The organism is Prochlorococcus marinus CUG1433 (genome assembly GCA_017644425.1).
In the GTDB taxonomy this organism is placed as follows: domain Bacteria; phylum Cyanobacteriota; class Cyanobacteriia; order PCC-6307; family Cyanobiaceae; genus Prochlorococcus_A; species Prochlorococcus_A marinus_U.
In genome coordinates this window covers 1,052,979-1,071,733 of record JAEPLN010000001.1, presented here as the reverse complement: position 1 = coordinate 1,071,733, position 18,755 = coordinate 1,052,979, and the positions used below count along the sequence as shown (strand labels likewise).

Here is an 18,755-nt window from a genome sequence, read left to right as displayed (position 1 = left end):
AAATTATTAATTGACTTAAGATTAATTTATTCTAATGAGTTTTTTATGAAAGTTATTTTCAAATCAATTTTATTTCCTACCTTAGAAATAAAGGAATAGTATGTGTGAGATTATTTTAATCACGTAATTATTTGCATCAGATTATTTTCAATATAAGTTTAATTATTTTAGTAATCATTATCGGCTACACACATTCCTAAACATCTAACACCATTTGATGCAGTCCTTTTGCAATGATTACATAAAATTAAATCTTCCTTAGAAGTAAGATTAATATCTGAATTATTTTGAACCTTTAAATTTATTAACTCTTTTTTTGAATCAATTAGAGCCATCCTTTGAATTATCACTTGGATCGATACTAACAACAAGTGATGCATTTGTGTTAGGAGAGGGTAGATCCATTATTTTTACAGTTTCTTTGGGCTCATCAATAATTTCATTTTCTTTAGCACTCTCATCAACTGCACAAGCTTCAAGAGCCTCTCGAAGTAATGAATCAAAAGTTGCACCTGGCAATCTATGTCTAGCAACCTCAAGAAAAGTTCTGGGTAAAGACTCAGAAGCAGCATCTCTCAAGGCAGGATTATTCTTCCTATGTTCTTGTTCTTCTTCTATGGATTTAATAAACCTTAGTGTGACATCTCTTTTAGTAGAAGCCTTTATGAGTGTGTCGTTTTCAGGATTGCTAATATTAGGCTCATTTTCAAGATCAATAAGCCTTTTTTCCAAACTATTTAATACTTCATTAGCTTCTTTACTTATATGAGCTAATTGACCATCAGACAAATTAGGTAAATCAGCAACAAAAACCTTCCCATGATCTCTAAGCGTCAAAAAAGTTGGTCTTGGGCCTTGAGCCTGTCTACCACTTAATTCAGAATTATTACCTGATGGCCTTTTTGGAGGAGTAGGACCTGCTGAACTACGTCTACGTGTAATTCTTTGATTATTTGCAAAAGGCATTGAATTAAAGGTTAGATCTTAATACTTAAACTTCCGATATTATTCGGTAATAGTTTTATTATATTACACCTAACTTTTTCTTTTGTGTACAAAAAAGAATTTTTAAAACTCATTGAAATTGAGTGGGCAAAAATTCAAGTTAAAATTTCAGGCAAAAATTTACTAACTGTTGAATCTTTTTTTCGAACTATCTTTCCAATCTCCCAACTATCAATATCATGATTTTTACATATATTTAAAATTGCATCTTTAAATTGTTTATCAACAATTAAGCAAAATCCTACTCCAAGATTGAAAGTATTCCAATAATCTTTTTCAGGAATCGTTCCTTTTTCTCTCAAAAATTTAAATAAAATTGGTATTTCCCAAGAATTTGTATCTATATAAGGTACAAAATCAGAAGGTATACATCTGGGTAAATTCTCTGGAATGCCACCACCTGTAATATGAGACATTGCTTTAATTTCTATATTTTCAGATAGTATTTGGTGAATAACATTATTATAGATTTTTGTAGGTTTCAATAACTCATCATAAAAATTTAATTGATAAATTTTTTCAAATTCTTTATCAATTTGAAAATTGTTTTGAATTATTTTTCTTACTAAACTGAAGCCGTTGCTATGCACTCCATTACTTTTAAAAGCAATTATTAAATCATTTTCTGATACTTTTTTACCATTTATAAGCTTGTCCTCATCAACTATTCCCACACAAAATCCTGCCAAATCATACTTATTTTTTGAATAAAATCCTGGCATTTCAGCAGTTTCGCCACCTAGTAATGAACAGTCATTTTCTCCGCAGCCATATGATATGCCTCGAACAACTTGCAATAATTGTTCCTTATCAAGCTTGCCAGTAGCAATATAATCAAGAAAAAATAAAGGTTTTGCACCGCTAGTAATAATATCATTCATACACATAGCAACCAAATCAATACCAACTTCAAAATGAAAGTTTTTGATTTGGGCTAATTCTAATTTTGTTCCAACACCATCAGTACCTGAAACAAGCACTGGTTTTTTAAAACTATCGATAGGAATTCTAAATAAACCTCCAAACCCGCCAATACCTTCAATGACATTAGATGTATGAGTTCCTTCAACTGCCTGTTTAATTTCGGAAACAAATTCTCGCCCAGCTTCTATATCAACACCTGATGTTTTGTAATCCATGAAATAAAAATGATAGACTTTCACTATATAGATATTCCTCTGAAGATTGCTTTTGTCCAGTAATTATTTATCAAATAGATTTATTTTTTAAAAACAACGTGAAGAAAGTAATCATAAGGAACACTGAAGAAATAGAAAATTGGAGGAGAAATATTAATAGTGAAATTAACTTCATTCCAACAATGGGTAATCTTCATAATGGACATATAAAACTAATATCAACAGCAAAAAATGACAATTCTAATATTAATTTAGTAAGTATTTTTATTAATCCACTTCAATTTGATAACAAGTTAGATTTAGAGAATTACCCTAAAACAATTGATAATGATATAAAAATCTCCTTTTCAAATGGCGCAGATGCCATCTTCATCCCAAGTAATGAAGATATATATCCACCAAATAATAAAAATATTAAATTCCTAAAAGCTCCAATAGAATTGTCTTCTGCATTATGTGGATTAAATCGAATTGGACATTTTGATGGCGTTTGTACAGTAGTTTATAGATTACTTAATCTCATCAAGCCTAAAAATCTTTACCTAGGAGAAAAAGATTGGCAACAACTTTTAATTTTAAAAAATCTTGTTCTAAAAGAGCAATTAAATATTGCTATTAAATCTATTCCTACACAAAGAGATTTTGATGGAATTCCTTTAAGTTCACGTAATGTACATTTATCAAAAGACGAAAGGAAATTGATTAGGTTTTTTTCAAGTGAGTTATTAGAAGCAAAAAAAAATTTTCAACAAGAAAAAAATATCAATTTAAACGAAATAATTAAAAAGTTATCAGCAAAAAAAATTTCAATCGAATATTTAGAACACTTACACCCCTATACCCTCCAAAAAGCGAGACTTGAGGATAATATTTCGTTACTGGCTGGTGCGATAAGATGTGGAGAGACAAGATTAATTGATCACGTTTTCCTAATGAAAAAAAGGCCGATTATTGCAATTGATGGTCCTGCAGGGTCAGGTAAAAGTACTGTAACAAAGTTAATAGCGAAGAAACTTAAACTTCTATATTTAGATACTGGAGCAATGTATAGGGCATTGAGTTGGCTTATACTTAAAGAAAATATTGATTATAAAAAAGAAAAAAAATTACAGACTTTTTTAAAAAATATATCTATTGTTTTCAAGTCAAATACAAATTCACATCAGGATGTTTATGTTAATAACTACTGTGTTACTGAAGAAATTAGGTCGCAAAAGATAAGCTCCATAGTTTCTAAAATTTCCTCAATAAAAGAAGTAAGAAAATTCTTAGTAGAAGAACAAAGAAAAATTGGAGAATCAGGCGGACTTGTAGCTGAGGGAAGAGATATAGGAACTACTGTTTTTCCTCATGCAGAACTTAAAATATTTTTAACTGCTAGCATTGATGAAAGAGCAAAAAGAAGAAAATCTGATAAAAATAGTAAAGACTTACAAGAAATAGACCTGAATGCTTTAAAAGAACTTATAAAGAAAAGAGATTTTGAAGATTCCAATAGGGAAATTTCACCTCTAATAAAAGCGAATGACGCAATAGAAATTATTACGGATGAATACACAATTAATGAGGTGGCGGATAAAATTATTGATTTTTATAATGACAAGATTCCTAAAGAGACTGAGATCAAATAAATTCAAGAAATACTTTCCAAAAAACCGTATACAGAGTCTTCTAAAATATCAAGGACATAATCGAAGCCCTCATCACCTCCAAAATATGGGTCAGGAACTTCTTGCTCATTAAAAACTGATCTAAAATCTTGTATTTTTTTAATTGATGCAAAACTAGCTGAAGCTGTTCTATTTTTAAGATCTTGAATATTTCTAAAATTTGAATCGTCCATCGCAAGAATGTAGTTAAATTTGTCAAAATCTTTTTTGGTAATTTGACGAGCCCTGCTTAAGATATTTATATCTCTTCTTTCTGCCGCAATTCTCATCCTAGAGTCAGCTTTTTTTCCAATATGCCAACTCCCAGTTCCAGCAGAATCTACAATAAAGCCATCTTTTAATCCCTTCTTTTCAATTAGACTTATAAAAATAGCTTCTGCTGCAGGAGACCTACAAATATTTCCCAAACATACAAAAAGAACAGAAATTTTTTTCATATGATTTCAAATTTCAATAAATTATAAGACTTTTAAGTAGTAAATAAAACTTCTTTAATTAAAGATTCAGTAAATTCTTTACCAAACAAACTCGACAGCATTGGCCTGGCTGGATCGTTATCTCTTCTATAATTCAAATAATTATTTTGACCGTTTATTAATTCTTTTTGCAGTTCAATATTCACTTCTTTGCTTTCGAAAAGAATTTCCAAATACAAATCAAGATATTCCTTAAATGACGTATAAAGCTGATTAGCAATTAAAAAATCACTTCTTTCTTCTTTAGGTAATTTTGACCATATTGCTCCTGGAGAAAAAAATCTAGCTACATCCGCAGACATTTCTTCAGCTAATGGGAGTGATGAATGACAATTATTTTTGAGTTTGATAAGTTTTTCTAATAGCTGATTATTATATTGAGTTTGTATTTTTAATGAGGGCTGAAAATCTAACACTAATAAATAACTATTAGGTAGAGAAACAAAATCTACTCCAAAAAATGGGACGTTATAAATAGTATTGGGAATAATTAAAAAATTTAAAACAGAATAGTTTGGACTATTTATACACACTGCTCTTGCGAATTGAATTCTTTTTTTATGCGTTACACCCCAAGTAGAGAGATTCACATTTTTTTTTGATTTTTTTGAACCATAAGTTGAATCTTTATAAGAATATTCGGAGGGTATTATTTTTTCTAAACAGTTATATTTACTTAAATTATTTGTTAAATATTTTAAAAAATTATGCCATCTCCAATCTGGCCTGTAAAAAATAGTATCTTGTATTAACATTCAATAAATAATCTCATTATTTAATGTAAAAAGGAATTTATTGACAAATTTTTTTGTCCATTTTTCTCCAAAAAAAGATTTAAACAATTTATCTGCAGGATCTTTTTCAAAACTATACTTATCATATTTAATTTGATTAATCTTTATTTCTTCTGCATTTAAGAATTGATTAACAGTATTCGATTTGTGAACGTTCAAATAATTATTTACAAATGAATGGAATATATTATTTAAATCTCTATCAAGATTTAATTTATTTCCTCTACATATAATTACCCATGGCGAAAAATACTTTTTTGAATCATATATATTTTTCATTTTATTATTATCAAATGCAGAATATTTTTTTTTAATAATACCTAAACTTGAACAATATTTTTCGAGATATTTGCCTTCTTGAATTAAAGGTTGATAATCAAGTATTGCTAATAACTTTTGAGAAGTTCCAAACCATAAAATATCAGCTCCTAAAATAGGCATTTCACTATCAAAATTAGGATATGCAACCGTATTAAACACTTGCAGTTTTTTGCCACCATCTAATCTTGTTATTCGCCACTTTCTATATTGGGGAGATGAAAAAAGCCAATTCTTAATAATATATTTTGAGTCATCATTATGATGTTCTTTAAATTCGCTAGATATTTGTACTTCATGACCATTTAATTCATCAATATTGGTTTTCAGGAAATCAACTAATGAATCAAACATAAATATTAGGTCTCGGTACTTCCTTTCCTGACTTTTTTTGTAATGTAATTGAATACAATCTTGCCTAAAACAGCAATCAAGTTACCTTCAAGCTCCTTAAACATTTTCATATTGTAAGTAAAAGCTTGATTAGCTTCATCAATAATTTGATCAGCAGTCTTTTGATTTATTGGAAGTTGATTCAAAGTAAGGGAATATTCTTCCTTGAATTTCTTTTCATCAGCAATTAATTCAAACTCATAAAAATTTAAACCATCATTTCCCTGCAAATTTAATGCTTTTTTAGCGATCCTTTTCAAGATTTGCCCTCCAGATAAATCTCCTATATAGCGAGTATAGTGGTGACCAACTAATAGCTCTGGTGAATTTTTTGCGACCTCTCGTATTCTTTCAACATATTCTTTTGCTGAGTGAGAAATATTAATTTCATTCTTCCAGTTTTCACCAAAATAAAATTTAAGATCATTTACAAGAGTTTCTTTCCTGTATAACGATTTAAAACCTATAGGTTTTATTACGGGATGTTCTTCATTTACCAGTCTTTCAATTTCTTCTTCCATAGCTTCATAAACAAAATATAAATCACTAATTAATTTTCTATAAGATTTTTTTTCAACAACTCCTTTTAAAAAACAAGCCACAAAGCCAGTATTTTCAGCCATAGTATGGGATTTTTTTGTCCCTTCTCTTAATTGTCCTGCAAGAGCAACTGCCATATATTTTGAATTATTTTTGTAAGTGTATTTAATCTACTAGGAAAATACATAAAACAGCTAATTTTTGTTACCAGCAGATGTTGTAGAGAATAACTTATAAAGTTCTTTACAAACCAAAAAAAGGTTATCTTTTTGTTCCTTTTGCGGTAAATGAGTACCAGTCATTTCCCAATCACCGATGGTAGCCACTCTCCATCTCTCGGAAGGAACAATCATACCTCGCATTATTATTCCCAACAATTTCGGAACTCTGCCATTATTATCATTTTCAATTCTTAATTGTAAGAGTATTGCTCTACATTCAATAAGAGGACTCCAACCAGGGAAATGAAAAGCAAAATCAATAGTATCTTGCATGGATTCATTATTTAAATTATCCCAGGGACTAAAGTTTACGCTTGCATCTGGAAAATATTTCCGAAACAAAGCTGCAGTGGAAGCAATTTTATTAGCTATTTCAACATTACTTACATTTGAACTCGCATTCATAAGTAGCTGAGTATTTTTTTGAAAATGACATAATTTGCTTTAACTTGCTTATTAACTACTTTTTCTTTTAATAAAGATGTTGAAATGCTGATCAATAAACTATTCTCTATTCACATTTGAATAATAAATTTCTAGGTTTTAAAGAAAATAACTCATCGCAAATTACAATACGAGGAACTTCAATGAGTTATCTTTTATTAATTCAATGCTATGCCAAAATTTGAAAAATTAACTTTACCTAATGAAGGCGAGATAATAACTTTTAACCAAGGCAAACCTAATGTTCCTAATAATCCAATTGTCCCATTTATTAGGGGTGATGGAACTGGAGTTGATATTTGGCCTGCAACTCAAATCGTTCTTGATTCAGCTATTAAAAAAAGCTATGGAGATGAAAGAAAAATTAATTGGTTTAAAGTCTATGCAGGCGATGAAGCTTGTGAACTTTATGGAACTTATAACTACCTCCCTCAAGATACTATTGAAGCCATCAAACACTTTGGTGTAGCCATCAAAGGTCCTTTAACGACTCCTATCGGTGGAGGTATTAGATCTCTTAATGTTGCATTAAGGCAAATATTTGATTTATATAGCTGTGTTAGACCATGCAAATATTATTCAGGAACTCCAAGCCCTCACAAAAATCCCCAAAATTTAGACGTTATTGTTTACAGAGAAAATACTGAAGATATCTACATGGGAATTGAATGGGAAGCGGAGGATAATAATTGTCTTGAATTAATTAATCACTTAAATAACATTGTCATACCAAAAAGTAAAAATTTAAAAAATAGATTCATACCAGAAGGGTCAGGTATTGGAATAAAACCGGTGAGTAAATCTGGTAGCCAAAGGCATATTAGAAAAGCTATTGAACATGCCAAAAGATTATCAGGAGATAAAAGGCATGTGACTCTTGTACATAAAGGGAATATTATGAAATATACAGAGGGTGCATTTAGAGATTGGGGATATGAATTAGCAGTAAATGAATTTAGAGAAGATTGCATTACAGAAAGAGAAAGCTGGATTTTAGATAATATTCAGAAAAATCCAGAAATTACAATTGAAAATAATGCTCGAAAAATTGAACCAGGTTTTGACAAGCTTACAAATAACAAAAAAGCATTCATTTGCGAAGAAATTAAAGAAGTTATTGCATCAATATCACATTCTCACGGAGATGAAAAATGGAGAGAACTTATTCTTGTTGATGATCGGATAGCTGATAGTATATTTCAACAAATTCAAACTAGACCTCAAGAATATTCAATTCTTGCAACCTTAAATCTCAATGGAGACTATGTTTCTGATGCAGCTGCAGCAATTGTTGGTGGTCTAGGTATGGCTCCTGGTGCAAATATTGGAGATAATGCAGCAATTTTCGAAGCTACGCACGGTACTGCGCCAAAACACGCAGGTTTAAATAAGATTAATCCAGGCTCAGTAATTCTTAGTGGTGTAATGATGCTTGAATATTTTGGTTGGGATGAGGCAGCTAACTTAATTACTAATGGTTTAAGTAAGGCAATAGAGCAAAAAAAAGTCACCTATGATCTAGCACGTTTAATGGAACCAAAAGTAGAACCCTTATCTTGCAGCAGTTTTGCTGAAGAAATTATCTCAAATTTCTAATTTTAAAAATTATTTTTATTTTCAAAAACTTTCCAAATATTAACCAGTGAATCTTTAGTGCCAATATTTCCAGGATGAGTAACAATAGGAAGTTTTTCGCCATTTTTTAGGTCGTAAGTCACCACTGAAATGCCAGTTAAAATCTGTCCTTCAAGATAAACATAATCTGCATTAAGTCCTTTACTAAGAATCAAATTTGTTGTTATTCCACCTTTTGAAATCAAATATCCTATTTCATACTTCAAATCTGCGACTAATTCAGCAATAAAACTAGCAAGTAAATTATAAAAATTAAATAGTTCAGAAGAATCTAAAGACATAAATTTTCTTGAAGTAAAAAAAACAGGAGTTTTTCCTTTCTCAAAAGAGAATCTAATTTCTTTTAAAAATTTATTTTTAAACAAATTCCATCGCTTCTGATTATTATCTGATGAAGTTATTTTAAAGAATTCAAAAACATCTAATTCAACTGGATTGCAATTACTTATTTCTAATAAATTATTCAATTGAATTGTTGAAAGTTCTACATAAGATCCAACAATTATCAGTCCAGGAAGAAAACTCTTTTCTTTATTTCTTATTCTTAAATTAGAGAAAAATATTTCACTCTGAGAGACACTTTTTTTCTCAGAAATTGAACTTATAAAACTTGCTGCAGTTCGAAAAAGGAATTTTTTTTGTTTAATTAATTTTTTAATTACTAAAGAAAATTTTTTTAGTTGAGAATAATTTTCTACATCTACAACTACATGTTTATTATTCTTCAAGTTCTTTAGTTTTTTAAAAACAATATTATTTTCTTCATCATTTAGCATTTCGATATCTGACAATAAAAGATTTTGAATATCTTCAAAATTTATTTGCGATTTACTCTGCTGAAATAAAAGATTCTTGACATTACTTGTCTCAAATCCAAAAATTTTATCTGTTGCAAAAATAGTTTGACTAATAGGAGTTTTATCAACAAAATGAGATCCATTAATTGTTAATCTTTTACCCTCTATGAAAGCTGGAATGTGAAAAGTAGCATCAAAAGGACCTAAACAACTATTTAGAGCAATTGGCTCTAAATAGTTATGTCCTCGAAGAGTAGAATCTCCTCTACTAATAAAAATAATTTCTTCTTCATAGGCTTGAGAAGTAATTACAGTCTTAAGATTTTTGCAAATTTCCTCTATTGTTAATTTCGCATCACTTTCCGATAGTGACCTTGTGTTAGCCAAAATAAAAAATAAATTAGATTTAGATTCAAAACCTTTGACTAAAGTTGAGCAGTCCCACTTAAGCAGTAATAAGCAATCGTGCACAGTTTGAGAGCCTGTGGGATCATCATCTATAACGACAAATTTCATAAGTATTGCAAAATTACTTAAGAGATTTTATTTGTATTGAGGCATTTAACCTTTTACTATCATTTGAAGGAATCATAATGTTTCTAAATCCATCAACAAAAGAATTTCGTGGACTAGTCCAAGGTTCGAGACATATCATTCTTCTTGGAGGATCACTCCAAATAACCCCTAAATCAAAAGGATATGGATGATTTAAAGTTACCTCTCTTTTAAAAATTTTATCTCGAAAAGAGCTTCTACCGGAAGTATACATAAGTAAATCAACTCCTAAATTAATTTTGTTTAATTCATCCAAAGTATTACTTATAGTATTTCTTTCTTGATCCTGACAATTAAGTGGATTATCAACAAACTCTATATTTTTGAAATCTGAAATATTAAAATAAGGATGCAAGCCAAAATTTATAGGCATAGCAAGGTCTGTTTTGTTATGGATTGTAATTTCAAATTCTAAAGAGTTAATTTTTAAGGTAACTTCTATTTTTAGTTCGAAATCGAAAGGATAATATTTTTTGGTTTTTTTAGATGAATTGAAGAATAAGCATAAAAGTTTTTCATTTTTATTGAAGGAGTATTGCCATTGCAAATCCCTAGCGAAACCATGTTGTGGTAATTGCAAATAATCATTTCCAAATACTGAACTAGAAGTATTTAGATTTCCGCATATTGGAAACAAGATTGGAATGCCTCCCCTAATACTTTTTTTCTTTTCCATAAATCTTTTTTCATCGAAATAAAGAATTTCATTACCATCCGAAACCCAATTTGTTATTACGCCTCCTCTTTCAGGACAAAATTTGAAGTAGTTATTTTTATCTAATTGAAAGACAAAAATTCCTTTGTCCTTATTAGATGATTCAAGTTTCACGATTATTACTTAAAGAGAATCAACCCAATCCAAAATATGCTGATTAACTAATTCAGGTATCTCATCATGAGGACAATGTCCTGCATCAAGAATAATTTCTTTTGTATTATTTGGTGTAAATTTTTTATATAGATTTCTTTTTTTTGGAGTGTTCATCCATGGATCTTTGCCTCCCCAAAGAAGTAATAATGGTGCATTTAGTTTTGCGAATAGCTTATCTAATGGCAATCCCTGAGGACCTGATGGGTTAAATACACTTCTAAAAACATTAAAAGCTCCGAAATCTAGAGAAGGCTTCCTTATTGACTCAACTAAAAAATCATCAACATTTTTTTTATCAACATAAACTTGATTCAAAGTTTTTTTAATATTTTTTGGATTTCTCATATTCTCAAAAATCAAACGTTGAAGAACAATATTTTTCAAAAATATGCCGGCAACTGTTTCAATGGAAGTTTGCAACATATTCTTTTTGATAGTTTTTTCTTCACTAAAATATCCAGCAGCATTAAGTAAGATCACTCCAGCGTTTAGCTCATTTAATTCTGCACCAGCTGCTAATGCTGCATAACCACCTAATGAATTCCCAACAATAATTGTAGGTTTTTTTATTTTCTCTTTTACATAAGCGACAACCTGATCTTTCCATAAAGATCCTGAGTATTCGACGTCTTGAGGCTTAGGACTTTTTCCAAAACCAAGTAAATCTATTGCATGAACTTCGTATTTAGTACTCAAAACAGGAATATTAAATCTCCAATGATCCGTAGAAGCACCAAAACCATGAATTAATAAAATTGCGTATTCTTTTACTGTTTTCTCTGGCTTAGCAGAAACAGTATGTATTGGATAATTTAAAAAATTCCAGTCAAAATTTACATCACTATCTATCAGAGCTGTTTTTTCCATTTATGAAAATACTATATTAATCAATACTAATAAAATTATTTCCTAAAGAAGACCTACAGGATCAGCTGCAACATCATCTGAAATTTTATTGCCATCATTTGGTGGCTTATCTTTTAGAACAATTCTCAAGAGTACAGGTGCAAGAAATGTAGTTCCTATAACCATTAATAAAATAGCTGCTTCAAGAGAAGGAGTTAACAACTTAGCGCTTGTTCCCAGCCCAAGGAAAATTAAACCAACCTCTCCTCTAGGCATCATGCCCAAACCTACAACTAACCTATTTGTAGGTTTATCACTCGAAAATACCCATCCGGCGGCAATTTTTCCAATGATTGCTACAACTAATAAAAATCCTGCAACTACAAGAGCTGACCTACTTGTTGGATCAAATGGATTGATAACTGATAAATCCATTCCAGCTCCTACTAATACGAAGAATATAGTTGCGAATAAGGATACTAAAGGTAAAACGGATTGTTGAATTGCGTGATTATTTTTAGAACTACTAAGAATTAGTCCAGCTGCAAAAGCACCTAAAGCTGCTTCCAATCCAATGGCTGTTGCGACAAAACAACAGAGCACAAGTATCACAAAGGAAGCTACCACTACGGCTCCAGGAGCCTTTAATCTATCTAATAACCAATCAAACCCTGGGGCTGCTGTTCTGCTTAATGCGATAGCAGCAATAACAAATACTACAGCTGCAGCAACTAATTTAACAATAGGAGCAATTTCTAATGTACCTCCTGCAGCAAGAGCCACAACAACAGCAAGAATTACAATTCCCAAAATATCGTCTAGCACTGCTGCACCAATAACAATCTGTCCTTCTCTAGTTTTTAAATATCCCAACTCACCAAAAACACTAGCAGTAATTCCTATACTTGTCGCTGTCATAGATGCTCCAGCAAAAACTGCTGGAATTAGATCTACCTGGAAAATAAACATTAATCCAAGCGTTCCAAAGGCAAAGGGTAAAATTACACCAGCCATAGCAACTGTAAAAGCCTGAGCTCCTACAGCTACTAATTCCTCTAACTCACTTTCTAATCCTGTTAAAAATAAAAGAGCATATAAGCCAAGAGTTGCTACTGCTTGGAGTGATGGAAAACTTTCGAAATAAACATCAGGTACTGCTTCTGGGGGGATTGAAGCCAACGAGCTAATAACATTTACAAGTCCTTCATTTAATTCGGTTCCAGCCGAGGGAGGTATCAACAAATGGAATCCTGATGCCCCTATTACAACCCCTGCAAGAAGCTCGCCCACTATCGTTGGTAAACTTAGTCTTACTAATACTTCTGCTAATGCTCTTGCAGCTAAAAATATCAATAGAAACCTTATAACTCCTATCAGCGTTTCAGCAACTTCTAAATCATGTGCACTTAATTCAGCAAGTAAACAATACATATGAAATGAGAGAAAAAATAAACTACCTAATTGGAAGATAGTTTATTGAGGGCCCACTTTAAGAAATATGTAAGAAAAAAGCAAAAATACTCAACAAGTGTGGATCTGAAGTTACAACAAAGAAATTTTCAAAAAAATGGCTATTGTCTGTTATATGGCTAATCTAATGAATTCCAACGAACCCTTCGATCTACGCTTGCCTACTCCAGGCTGCTACTTAGATCCTGAGAAAGCTGGCATGGATTCTGATGCTGTTTTTCAAGGAATGACAGCACATTTATTTTATACCCTTGGAAAGTTGGCTACTTCTGCAAGTCATCACGACTTGTACATGGCTTTAAGTTATGCAGTTAAAGATAGGCTGATGACAAGATATTTAGCCAGCCAAGAAGTCATAAGAAAAAAACCACAAAAAACAGTAGCATACCTATCAGCAGAATTTTTAATTGGCCCTCAATTAAGTAATAATCTTCTTAATCTTGGAATAACTCAAGAGGCAGAAGATGCTTTAAAAAGATTTGGCATTGAATCATTGTCAACAATTCTTGAAGTTGAAGAGGAGCCTGGATTAGGAAATGGTGGACTTGGCAGGCTTGCAGCTTGTTATATGGAATCATTAGCATCTCTACAAGTTCCGGCAGTTGGTTATGGTATTAGATATGAATTTGGAATATTCAATCAGTTAATTAGAGATGGTTGGCAAGTTGAAGTAACTGACAAGTGGTTAAAAGGTGGATGGCCATGGGAACTTCCACAACCAGACGAATCTTGTTTCGTTGGTTTTGGAGGCAGAACTGAAAGTTACAGAGATGATAAAGGTAACTACAGATCAAGATGGATTCCTTCTGAACATGCTATTGGAGTTCCTCACGATGTTCCAGTTTTAGGATACAGAGTAAATACATGTGACAGATTAAGATTATGGAGAGCTGATGCAACAGAAAGTTTTGACTTTTATGCTTTCAATATTGGTGATTATTATGGTGCAGTTGAAGAAAAAGTTGCATCTGAAACACTTTCAAAAGTTCTATACCCAAATGATGGAACTGACGAAGGCAGAAGATTAAGACTAAAACAACAACACTTTTTTGTAAGTTGTTCTCTTCAAGATATGTTGAGAAGCCTTGAAAAAAGATCAATACCAATAACGGAATTCTCTAAGCATTGGACAGTCCAATTAAATGATACCCACCCTGCCATTGCAGTTGCTGAATTAATGCGACTTCTTATTGACCAATATCAAATAGGTTGGGATAAAGCTTGGAACATAACAACCTCTTCAGTTGCTTATACGAACCACACATTGCTACCAGAAGCTTTAGAAAAATGGGATCTAGGTTTATTTAACGATCTTCTTCCTCGTCATCTAGAAATTATTTATGAAATTAATTGGAGATTTCTACAACAATTAAGACTACGTTATCCTGGTGATGACAAGATCCTTCAAAAACTTTCAATAATTGATGAAGAAGGCTCTAAATCAGTTCGGATGGCCCACTTGGCTACAATTGGAGCCCATCATATAAATGGTGTTGCAGCTCTTCACTCAGATCTAATAAAAAGACAACTTCTGCCTGAATTTGCAGAATTATGGCCTGAAAAATTTACAAATGTAACTAATGGAGTTACTCCAAGGAGATGGGTCGCTCTATCTAATCCATCATTATCTAACCTTCTCGAAAAAGAAGTTGGTCCTAATTGGATAACAAATATGGAACTTCTTAAAAAGTTAGAAGAAAAAAAAGATGACAACAATTTTTTAGCAAAATTTGAAGAAACTAAACTAAATGGCAAAAGAAAATTAGCTAGTTTTATCCATGCAAAAACTGGAATACTTGTAGACCCATCAAGTTTATTTGATGTTCAAGTCAAAAGAATACATCAATATAAAAGGCAACATTTAAACGCTCTTCAAATTATCGCTCAATATTTAAGAATCAAAAATGGTACAAACAAATTTGAAGTCCCAAGAACAATAATATTCGGTGGTAAAGCTGCACCAGGTTACTTTATGGCAAAATTGATGATTAGATTCATTAATGGTATTGCAGATGTAGTTAATTCTGATCCAGATATGGATGGCTTATTAAGAGTTGTTTTTCTACCAGACTATAACGTTAAACTTGGTGAAATAGTATACCCTGCAACGGATCTTTCAGAACAAATCTCAACTGCTGGAAAAGAAGCATCTGGGACAGGAAACATGAAGTTTGCCATGAATGGAGCCTTAACAATTGGAACCTTAGATGGAGCAAATGTGGAATTAAGAGATCTTGTGAAAAAAGAGAATTTCTTCTTGTTCGGAAAAACAGAAAGTGAAATTATGGATTTAAAAGATAATAATTATTCGCCCAAAACTTTTATTGATCAATGTCCAGAACTAAAAGAAGTAATACGGTTAATTGAAATTGGACATTTTAGTAATGGGGATAAAGAATTATTTAAACCGCTTTTAAATAGCCTGACTGGACATGACCCATTTTTTGTAATGGCAGACTTCGAAGAATATTTGAATAAACAAGACGAAGTAAGTGAATGCTGGAACAATAAGAAATCTTGGAATAAAATGGCATTACTAAATACTGCGAGATCAGGATATTTTTCTTCAGATAGATCTATAAGAGAGTACTGCAAATCAATTTGGAAAGTTTCTCCAATGCCTGTAGAAATTACGTGCGATGTTGAAGAATTAACTAATTAATATTTTTCTTATCAGGGAAATCTGGAGTTTGATGAAATAGTCTATTTAAAATTAATCTATCTATATTTAATGGATCTGGTGCTAATTCATTTGCAATTTCTCTAAATTTCACTTCAATACCATTTGAAATTTTTGTATCAAAAATTCTTTCCATTAATGCTTCAATCGAAAATAAGTAAGCATTTACACTTTCAATTTCATCTAAAGCTTCAGTAATTTCTGTGTCGGAAATATGTGTTTCTTTTGGAGCTGTCTCTTTATTAGATTCTCTTTCAGATAATTGTCTCTGCAAATCATTAGTAACCTTGCTACAAAGCGTTCTGAAAGCTTGAATTGATGCCCAATTTAATTCTTGTTGCTCCTTAAAAGTAGGAAATTCTCTAATAAGACGATCATGCTCTTTATAAAATCTCTGACAATCAGAGCATTGACACGGTTCTTCAGTCAAAAGAAAAAATAACTCTATCTATATCATCTCACTATTTGGGCATAATTGTAGGACCATCCAATAATTCGTCATTTTCATCGAGAGAATCTGGACTATCAGGCAAAGGAATCTCAATACTAGTAACTAAGTTAATAACATCTCTTAATCGCATAGAATCAGCAAACCATCCCATCGCTTGTTCTGCATCACCTCTTTTTTCAGCATCATTAGCTTGGTCTTCATGTGCTTCTGCCAATAAAGCAAGCCAGCATAAGCATCTTGCTTGAACTATCGAAAGATCTAAATCATTAGGTTGGGATTTAGAAATACGTTCCTGTTCTTGTTGGATTAAAAGTTTTAAACGCATATCATGTAACTTAGCCATAAAAGATTTATTACTAACTATACGCTAGCTAGAGAGTAGCAAGTTTGCACACATACTACATATAGTTTATTACTTATACGGGACTGGCGGGAGTCGAACCCACGACCTACGGTTTAGGAAACCGTTGCTCTATCCTGCTGAGCTACAGCCCCAATAGATGATTTTTGGAGTAATAAGCACTATGCTAAATGAAAGCAGGAGAGGCAATCGCAAAAAAGTTTTATTTTGTTTTCAAAATAAAACTTTTTTGAGGAAAGTCCGGGCTCCCATATGGTCAGGCTTGCTGGGTAACTCCCAGTGCGGGTAACCGTGAGGATAGTGCCACAGAAACATACCGCCTAATACTTTTTGTACGGCAAGGGTGCAAGGGTGCGGTAAGAGCGCACCAGCAACATTGAGAAGTGTTGGCTAGGTAAACCCCGGCTGGGAGCAAGGCTTAGTAGATTTATGACCATTAAACAATCTACTTTGAAGCGCCGCTTGAGACTGTGAAGTAATTCCAGTCCTAGATAGATGATTGCCCATCTTATTTAAGATGAACAGAACCCGGCTTATGACCTGCTTTTTAATTTTTGTGATTATTTAAATAATTATGAATAAAATTAACCAAACAAGAATTAACGAAATAATTTCTTTTTTATATTCTCTAAAAATCAAATCAAAAAGATTTTCTGAAATTCTTAAAACAAAAAACATTGCAGTAATTCAATATTTTAACCAAGCATTAACTCATTCCTCAAATGACAAAATAATAAATTATGAGAAATTGGAATTTTTTGGAGATGCAGTTCTCAGACTAGCTGCATCGACATTTATTGAAAAAACATATCCTCAAATGAGTGTAGGTGAACGATCAGAGCTAAGAGCACAAATTGTTAGTGATGAATGGTTAACTAAATTAGGATGTAAAATTGGTATTGAGAAAGTAATCATAAAAGGGCCCAAAGCTCTTGGCGATGAAAATTCAAGAAACACCATTATTGGTGAAGCTACAGAAGCTTTAATAGGTGCTCTTTACAAAAGTTTTAATTCGATTCAAGAAGTTAATCTATGGCTAGATGATACTTGGACAAAAGACTCAGAAGTATTATTAAAAGCGCCTTATAAATACAAAGCTAAATCAATATTGCAAGAATGGTGTCAAAGTAAAGGCTTAAATTTACCAATATATAAAATAATTGAAAAATCAAAAAAAAATGGGGATCCAAAAAGATTTTATTGCGATATTTTGATCGGAGGATTAAAAGAGTCTTCTGCATTTGGCAAATCCCATAAAGAAGCAGAAAAAAATGCAGCAAGAAATTTAATAGAAAAGTTCATGACATCAGAAAGGTTCTAATTTTTAAACTATTTCTAGACTTTTTAGTTGGAAAGTGATGAGTTTATCCCAATTACCCCCTTCAAAAAGAACAGCTGCTCTATTTTTTGTAACCCTCTGTACAAATCCTTTATATCCTCTGTATATGGAGTTAGTATCTTTTACAACAACTAAAGAACCTGGGAGTATTGGTTTACTCGATAATTCCATAAAAAACTGAACTTACTACAATCTATGATAAATAAAAATAAATGGTTAGTTGTTGGATTAATAACATCATGTCATGGAATTAATGGACAAGTGAAGGTTCGGTCTCTAAGTGATTTTGAAGAAAGATTTATAAAACCAGGCACAAGATGGTTGCAAAAAGAAGATGAATCCCCTATAAAAATGGAACTTACTGCTGGTTATAAACAGCCTGGAAAAGAAACCTACATCATTAAATTTAAAGGGATAAATAATAGAAATCATGCTGAGGAAATTAAAAAATATAAAATTCTTGTAAAAACAAATAAGCTTCCTAAATTAAACGAAGAAGAATTTCATTTACTGGAACTAATAAATTTGCATGTAAAAACATTAGAGAAAAAAGAATTAAAAGTAATTGGGAAAGTTATTAATTTAGAAAATGAGAAAAATAATTTACTTGTTATCGAACTTATCAAAAATAAAAAAAAGGTTTTAATACCCTTTGTAAAAGAAATTGTCCCGCTTGTTGATTTAAAAAATAATTTTCTCGTCATTAATCCTCCAAAAGGACTGCTAGAGCTGTAAATTTCAAAAACTAAA

The 18,755-nt window shown here is 31.5% G+C and carries 20 protein-coding genes, 1 tRNA gene and 1 other RNA gene; 6 read left to right on the top strand and 16 right to left on the bottom strand.

Annotation, left to right across the window (positions count from 1 at the left end):
• Positions 1-167 precede the first annotated feature (167 nt).
• From JJ842_06045 to JJ842_06035, 3 genes are all read right to left on the bottom strand, one after another.
• Positions 168-335, bottom strand: coding sequence for a hypothetical protein (locus JJ842_06045; GenBank protein ID MBO6971472.1), 168 nt, complete (start codon positions 333-335; stop codon positions 168-170).
• Positions 322-966, bottom strand: a complete 645-nt coding sequence (locus JJ842_06040; protein ID MBO6971471.1) for a histidine phosphotransferase — start codon at positions 964-966, stop codon at positions 322-324. The genes JJ842_06045 and JJ842_06040 overlap by 14 nt, the downstream gene beginning before the upstream one ends.
• 134 nt (positions 967-1,100) lie before the next feature.
• Positions 1,101-2,144, bottom strand: a complete 1,044-nt coding sequence (locus tag JJ842_06035; protein ID MBO6971470.1) for a phosphoribosylformylglycinamidine cyclo-ligase — start codon at positions 2,142-2,144, stop codon at positions 1,101-1,103.
• Positions 2,145-2,242: 98 nt separating this feature from the next.
• Between JJ842_06035 and JJ842_06030 the strand changes: the two genes are divergently transcribed.
• Positions 2,243-3,775 (top strand): bifunctional pantoate--beta-alanine ligase/(d)CMP kinase, encoded by a 1,533-nt coding sequence (locus JJ842_06030; GenBank protein MBO6971469.1) that lies wholly within the window; start codon positions 2,243-2,245, stop codon positions 3,773-3,775.
• Positions 3,776-3,777: 2 nt separating this feature from the next.
• On the opposite strand, the gene JJ842_06025 is transcribed toward JJ842_06030, so the two are convergent.
• The 5 genes from JJ842_06025 to JJ842_06005 are packed head-to-tail and all read right to left on the bottom strand — an operon-like array spanning position 3,778 to position 6,961.
• Positions 3,778-4,251 (bottom strand): low molecular weight phosphotyrosine protein phosphatase, encoded by a 474-nt coding sequence (locus JJ842_06025; GenBank protein ID MBO6971468.1) that lies wholly within the window; start codon positions 4,249-4,251, stop codon positions 3,778-3,780.
• Between the two features lie 32 nt (positions 4,252-4,283).
• Positions 4,284-5,045, bottom strand: coding sequence for a phycoerythrobilin:ferredoxin oxidoreductase (locus JJ842_06020; protein ID MBO6971467.1), 762 nt, complete (start codon positions 5,043-5,045; stop codon positions 4,284-4,286).
• Complete coding sequence (locus tag JJ842_06015) at positions 5,046-5,756, bottom strand: 15,16-dihydrobiliverdin:ferredoxin oxidoreductase (protein MBO6971466.1); 711 nt, start codon at positions 5,754-5,756, stop codon at positions 5,046-5,048.
• A 5-nt stretch (positions 5,757-5,761) separates the two neighbouring features.
• Positions 5,762-6,472 (bottom strand): heme oxygenase (biliverdin-producing), encoded by a 711-nt coding sequence (locus JJ842_06010; GenBank protein ID MBO6971465.1) that lies wholly within the window; start codon positions 6,470-6,472, stop codon positions 5,762-5,764.
• 57 nt (positions 6,473-6,529) lie between these two features.
• Entirely contained in the window at positions 6,530-6,961 is a 432-nt protein-coding gene (locus JJ842_06005; GenBank protein MBO6971464.1) for a hypothetical protein, read from the bottom strand.
• A 210-nt stretch (positions 6,962-7,171) separates the two neighbouring features.
• On the opposite strand from JJ842_06005, the gene JJ842_06000 reads away from it, so the two are divergent.
• The gene (locus JJ842_06000; GenBank protein MBO6971463.1) at positions 7,172-8,596 is read left to right on the top strand and encodes an NADP-dependent isocitrate dehydrogenase; all 1,425 of its coding nucleotides are present in this window, start codon (positions 7,172-7,174) and stop codon (positions 8,594-8,596) included.
• A 2-nt stretch (positions 8,597-8,598) separates the two neighbouring features.
• Here JJ842_06000 and JJ842_05995 read toward each other — a convergent pair whose 3' ends face one another.
• Genes JJ842_05995 through JJ842_05980 form a run of 4 tightly spaced genes read right to left on the bottom strand, consistent with a single transcriptional unit; the run spans position 8,599 to position 13,135 of the window.
• Positions 8,599-9,948, bottom strand: coding sequence for a hypothetical protein (locus JJ842_05995; protein ID MBO6971462.1), 1,350 nt, complete (start codon positions 9,946-9,948; stop codon positions 8,599-8,601).
• 13 nt (positions 9,949-9,961) lie between these two features.
• Entirely contained in the window at positions 9,962-10,816 is an 855-nt protein-coding gene (locus JJ842_05990; GenBank protein MBO6971461.1) for a galactose mutarotase, read from the bottom strand.
• 9 nt (positions 10,817-10,825) lie between these two features.
• Positions 10,826-11,725, bottom strand: coding sequence for an alpha/beta fold hydrolase (locus JJ842_05985; protein ID MBO6971460.1), 900 nt, complete (start codon positions 11,723-11,725; stop codon positions 10,826-10,828).
• A 42-nt stretch (positions 11,726-11,767) separates the two neighbouring features.
• Positions 11,768-13,135, bottom strand: coding sequence for a cation:proton antiporter (locus tag JJ842_05980; GenBank protein ID MBO6971459.1), 1,368 nt, complete (start codon positions 13,133-13,135; stop codon positions 11,768-11,770).
• Between the two features lie 154 nt (positions 13,136-13,289).
• On the opposite strand from JJ842_05980, the gene JJ842_05975 reads away from it, so the two are divergent.
• Entirely contained in the window at positions 13,290-15,836 is a 2,547-nt protein-coding gene (locus JJ842_05975) for a glycogen/starch/alpha-glucan phosphorylase (protein ID MBO6971458.1), read from the top strand.
• On the opposite strand, the gene JJ842_05970 is transcribed toward JJ842_05975, so the two are convergent.
• From JJ842_05970 to JJ842_05960, 3 genes are all read right to left on the bottom strand, one after another.
• Complete coding sequence (locus JJ842_05970; GenBank protein MBO6971457.1) at positions 15,829-16,284, bottom strand: hypothetical protein; 456 nt, start codon at positions 16,282-16,284, stop codon at positions 15,829-15,831. The genes JJ842_05975 and JJ842_05970 overlap by 8 nt on opposite strands.
• A 31-nt stretch (positions 16,285-16,315) precedes the next feature.
• Complete coding sequence (locus tag JJ842_05965) at positions 16,316-16,648, bottom strand: hypothetical protein (GenBank protein ID MBO6971456.1); 333 nt, start codon at positions 16,646-16,648, stop codon at positions 16,316-16,318.
• A 78-nt stretch (positions 16,649-16,726) separates the two neighbouring features.
• A tRNA-Arg gene (locus JJ842_05960) sits at positions 16,727-16,800 on the bottom strand.
• Positions 16,801-16,839: 39 nt separating this feature from the next.
• Here JJ842_05960 and rnpB point away from each other — a divergent pair.
• An RNA gene (gene rnpB / locus JJ842_05955) (RNase P RNA component class A) lies at positions 16,840-17,217 on the top strand.
• A 20-nt stretch (positions 17,218-17,237) separates the two neighbouring features.
• Positions 17,238-17,987 carry a ribonuclease III gene (gene rnc / locus JJ842_05950; GenBank protein ID MBO6971455.1) on the top strand — a complete coding sequence of 250 codons (750 nt, stop codon included), beginning with the start codon at positions 17,238-17,240 and terminating at the stop codon, positions 17,985-17,987.
• A gap of 3 nt (positions 17,988-17,990) precedes the next feature.
• Here the strand turns inward: rnc and JJ842_05945 are convergent, their stop codons facing one another.
• Positions 17,991-18,176 carry a DUF3252 domain-containing protein gene (locus JJ842_05945; protein MBO6971454.1) on the bottom strand — a complete coding sequence of 62 codons (186 nt, stop codon included), beginning with the start codon at positions 18,174-18,176 and terminating at the stop codon, positions 17,991-17,993.
• A 24-nt stretch (positions 18,177-18,200) separates the two neighbouring features.
• Here JJ842_05945 and rimM point away from each other — a divergent pair, with 24 nt between their 5' ends.
• The gene (gene rimM, locus JJ842_05940) at positions 18,201-18,740 is read left to right on the top strand and encodes a ribosome maturation factor RimM (protein ID MBO6971453.1); all 540 of its coding nucleotides are present in this window, start codon (positions 18,201-18,203) and stop codon (positions 18,738-18,740) included.
• Positions 18,741-18,755: the final 15 nt, after the last annotated feature.

Excerpts from the sequence above, each read along its gene's own strand:
- JJ842_05975 (MBO6971458.1), top strand. The coding sequence starts at position 13,290 with ATGGCTAATCTAATGAATTCCAACGAACCCTTCGATCTACGCTTGCCT.
- JJ842_06035 (MBO6971470.1), bottom strand. The coding sequence starts at position 2,144 with ATGGATTACAAAACATCAGGTGTTGATATAGAAGCTGGGCGAGAATTT.
- JJ842_06025 (MBO6971468.1), bottom strand. The coding sequence starts at position 4,251 with ATGAAAAAAATTTCTGTTCTTTTTGTATGTTTGGGAAATATTTGTAGG.
- JJ842_05985 (MBO6971460.1), bottom strand. The coding sequence starts at position 11,725 with ATGGAAAAAACAGCTCTGATAGATAGTGATGTAAATTTTGACTGGAAT.
- JJ842_06040 (MBO6971471.1), bottom strand. The coding sequence starts at position 966 with ATGCCTTTTGCAAATAATCAAAGAATTACACGTAGACGTAGTTCAGCA.
- JJ842_06000 (MBO6971463.1), top strand. The coding sequence starts at position 7,172 with ATGCCAAAATTTGAAAAATTAACTTTACCTAATGAAGGCGAGATAATA.
- JJ842_05945 (MBO6971454.1), bottom strand. The coding sequence starts at position 18,176 with ATGGAATTATCGAGTAAACCAATACTCCCAGGTTCTTTAGTTGTTGTA.
- rimM (MBO6971453.1), top strand. The coding sequence starts at position 18,201 with ATGATAAATAAAAATAAATGGTTAGTTGTTGGATTAATAACATCATGT.
- JJ842_06005 (MBO6971464.1), bottom strand. The coding sequence starts at position 6,961 with ATGAATGCGAGTTCAAATGTAAGTAATGTTGAAATAGCTAATAAAATT.
- JJ842_06045 (MBO6971472.1), bottom strand. The coding sequence starts at position 335 with ATGGCTCTAATTGATTCAAAAAAAGAGTTAATAAATTTAAAGGTTCAA.
- JJ842_05995 (MBO6971462.1), bottom strand. The coding sequence starts at position 9,948 with ATGAAATTTGTCGTTATAGATGATGATCCCACAGGCTCTCAAACTGTG.
- JJ842_05980 (MBO6971459.1), bottom strand. The coding sequence starts at position 13,135 with ATGTATTGTTTACTTGCTGAATTAAGTGCACATGATTTAGAAGTTGCT.
- JJ842_05965 (MBO6971456.1), bottom strand. The coding sequence starts at position 16,648 with ATGGCTAAGTTACATGATATGCGTTTAAAACTTTTAATCCAACAAGAA.
- JJ842_06010 (MBO6971465.1), bottom strand. The coding sequence starts at position 6,472 with ATGGCAGTTGCTCTTGCAGGACAATTAAGAGAAGGGACAAAAAAATCC.
- JJ842_06015 (MBO6971466.1), bottom strand. The coding sequence starts at position 5,756 with ATGTTTGATTCATTAGTTGATTTCCTGAAAACCAATATTGATGAATTA.
- JJ842_06020 (MBO6971467.1), bottom strand. The coding sequence starts at position 5,045 with ATGTTAATACAAGATACTATTTTTTACAGGCCAGATTGGAGATGGCAT.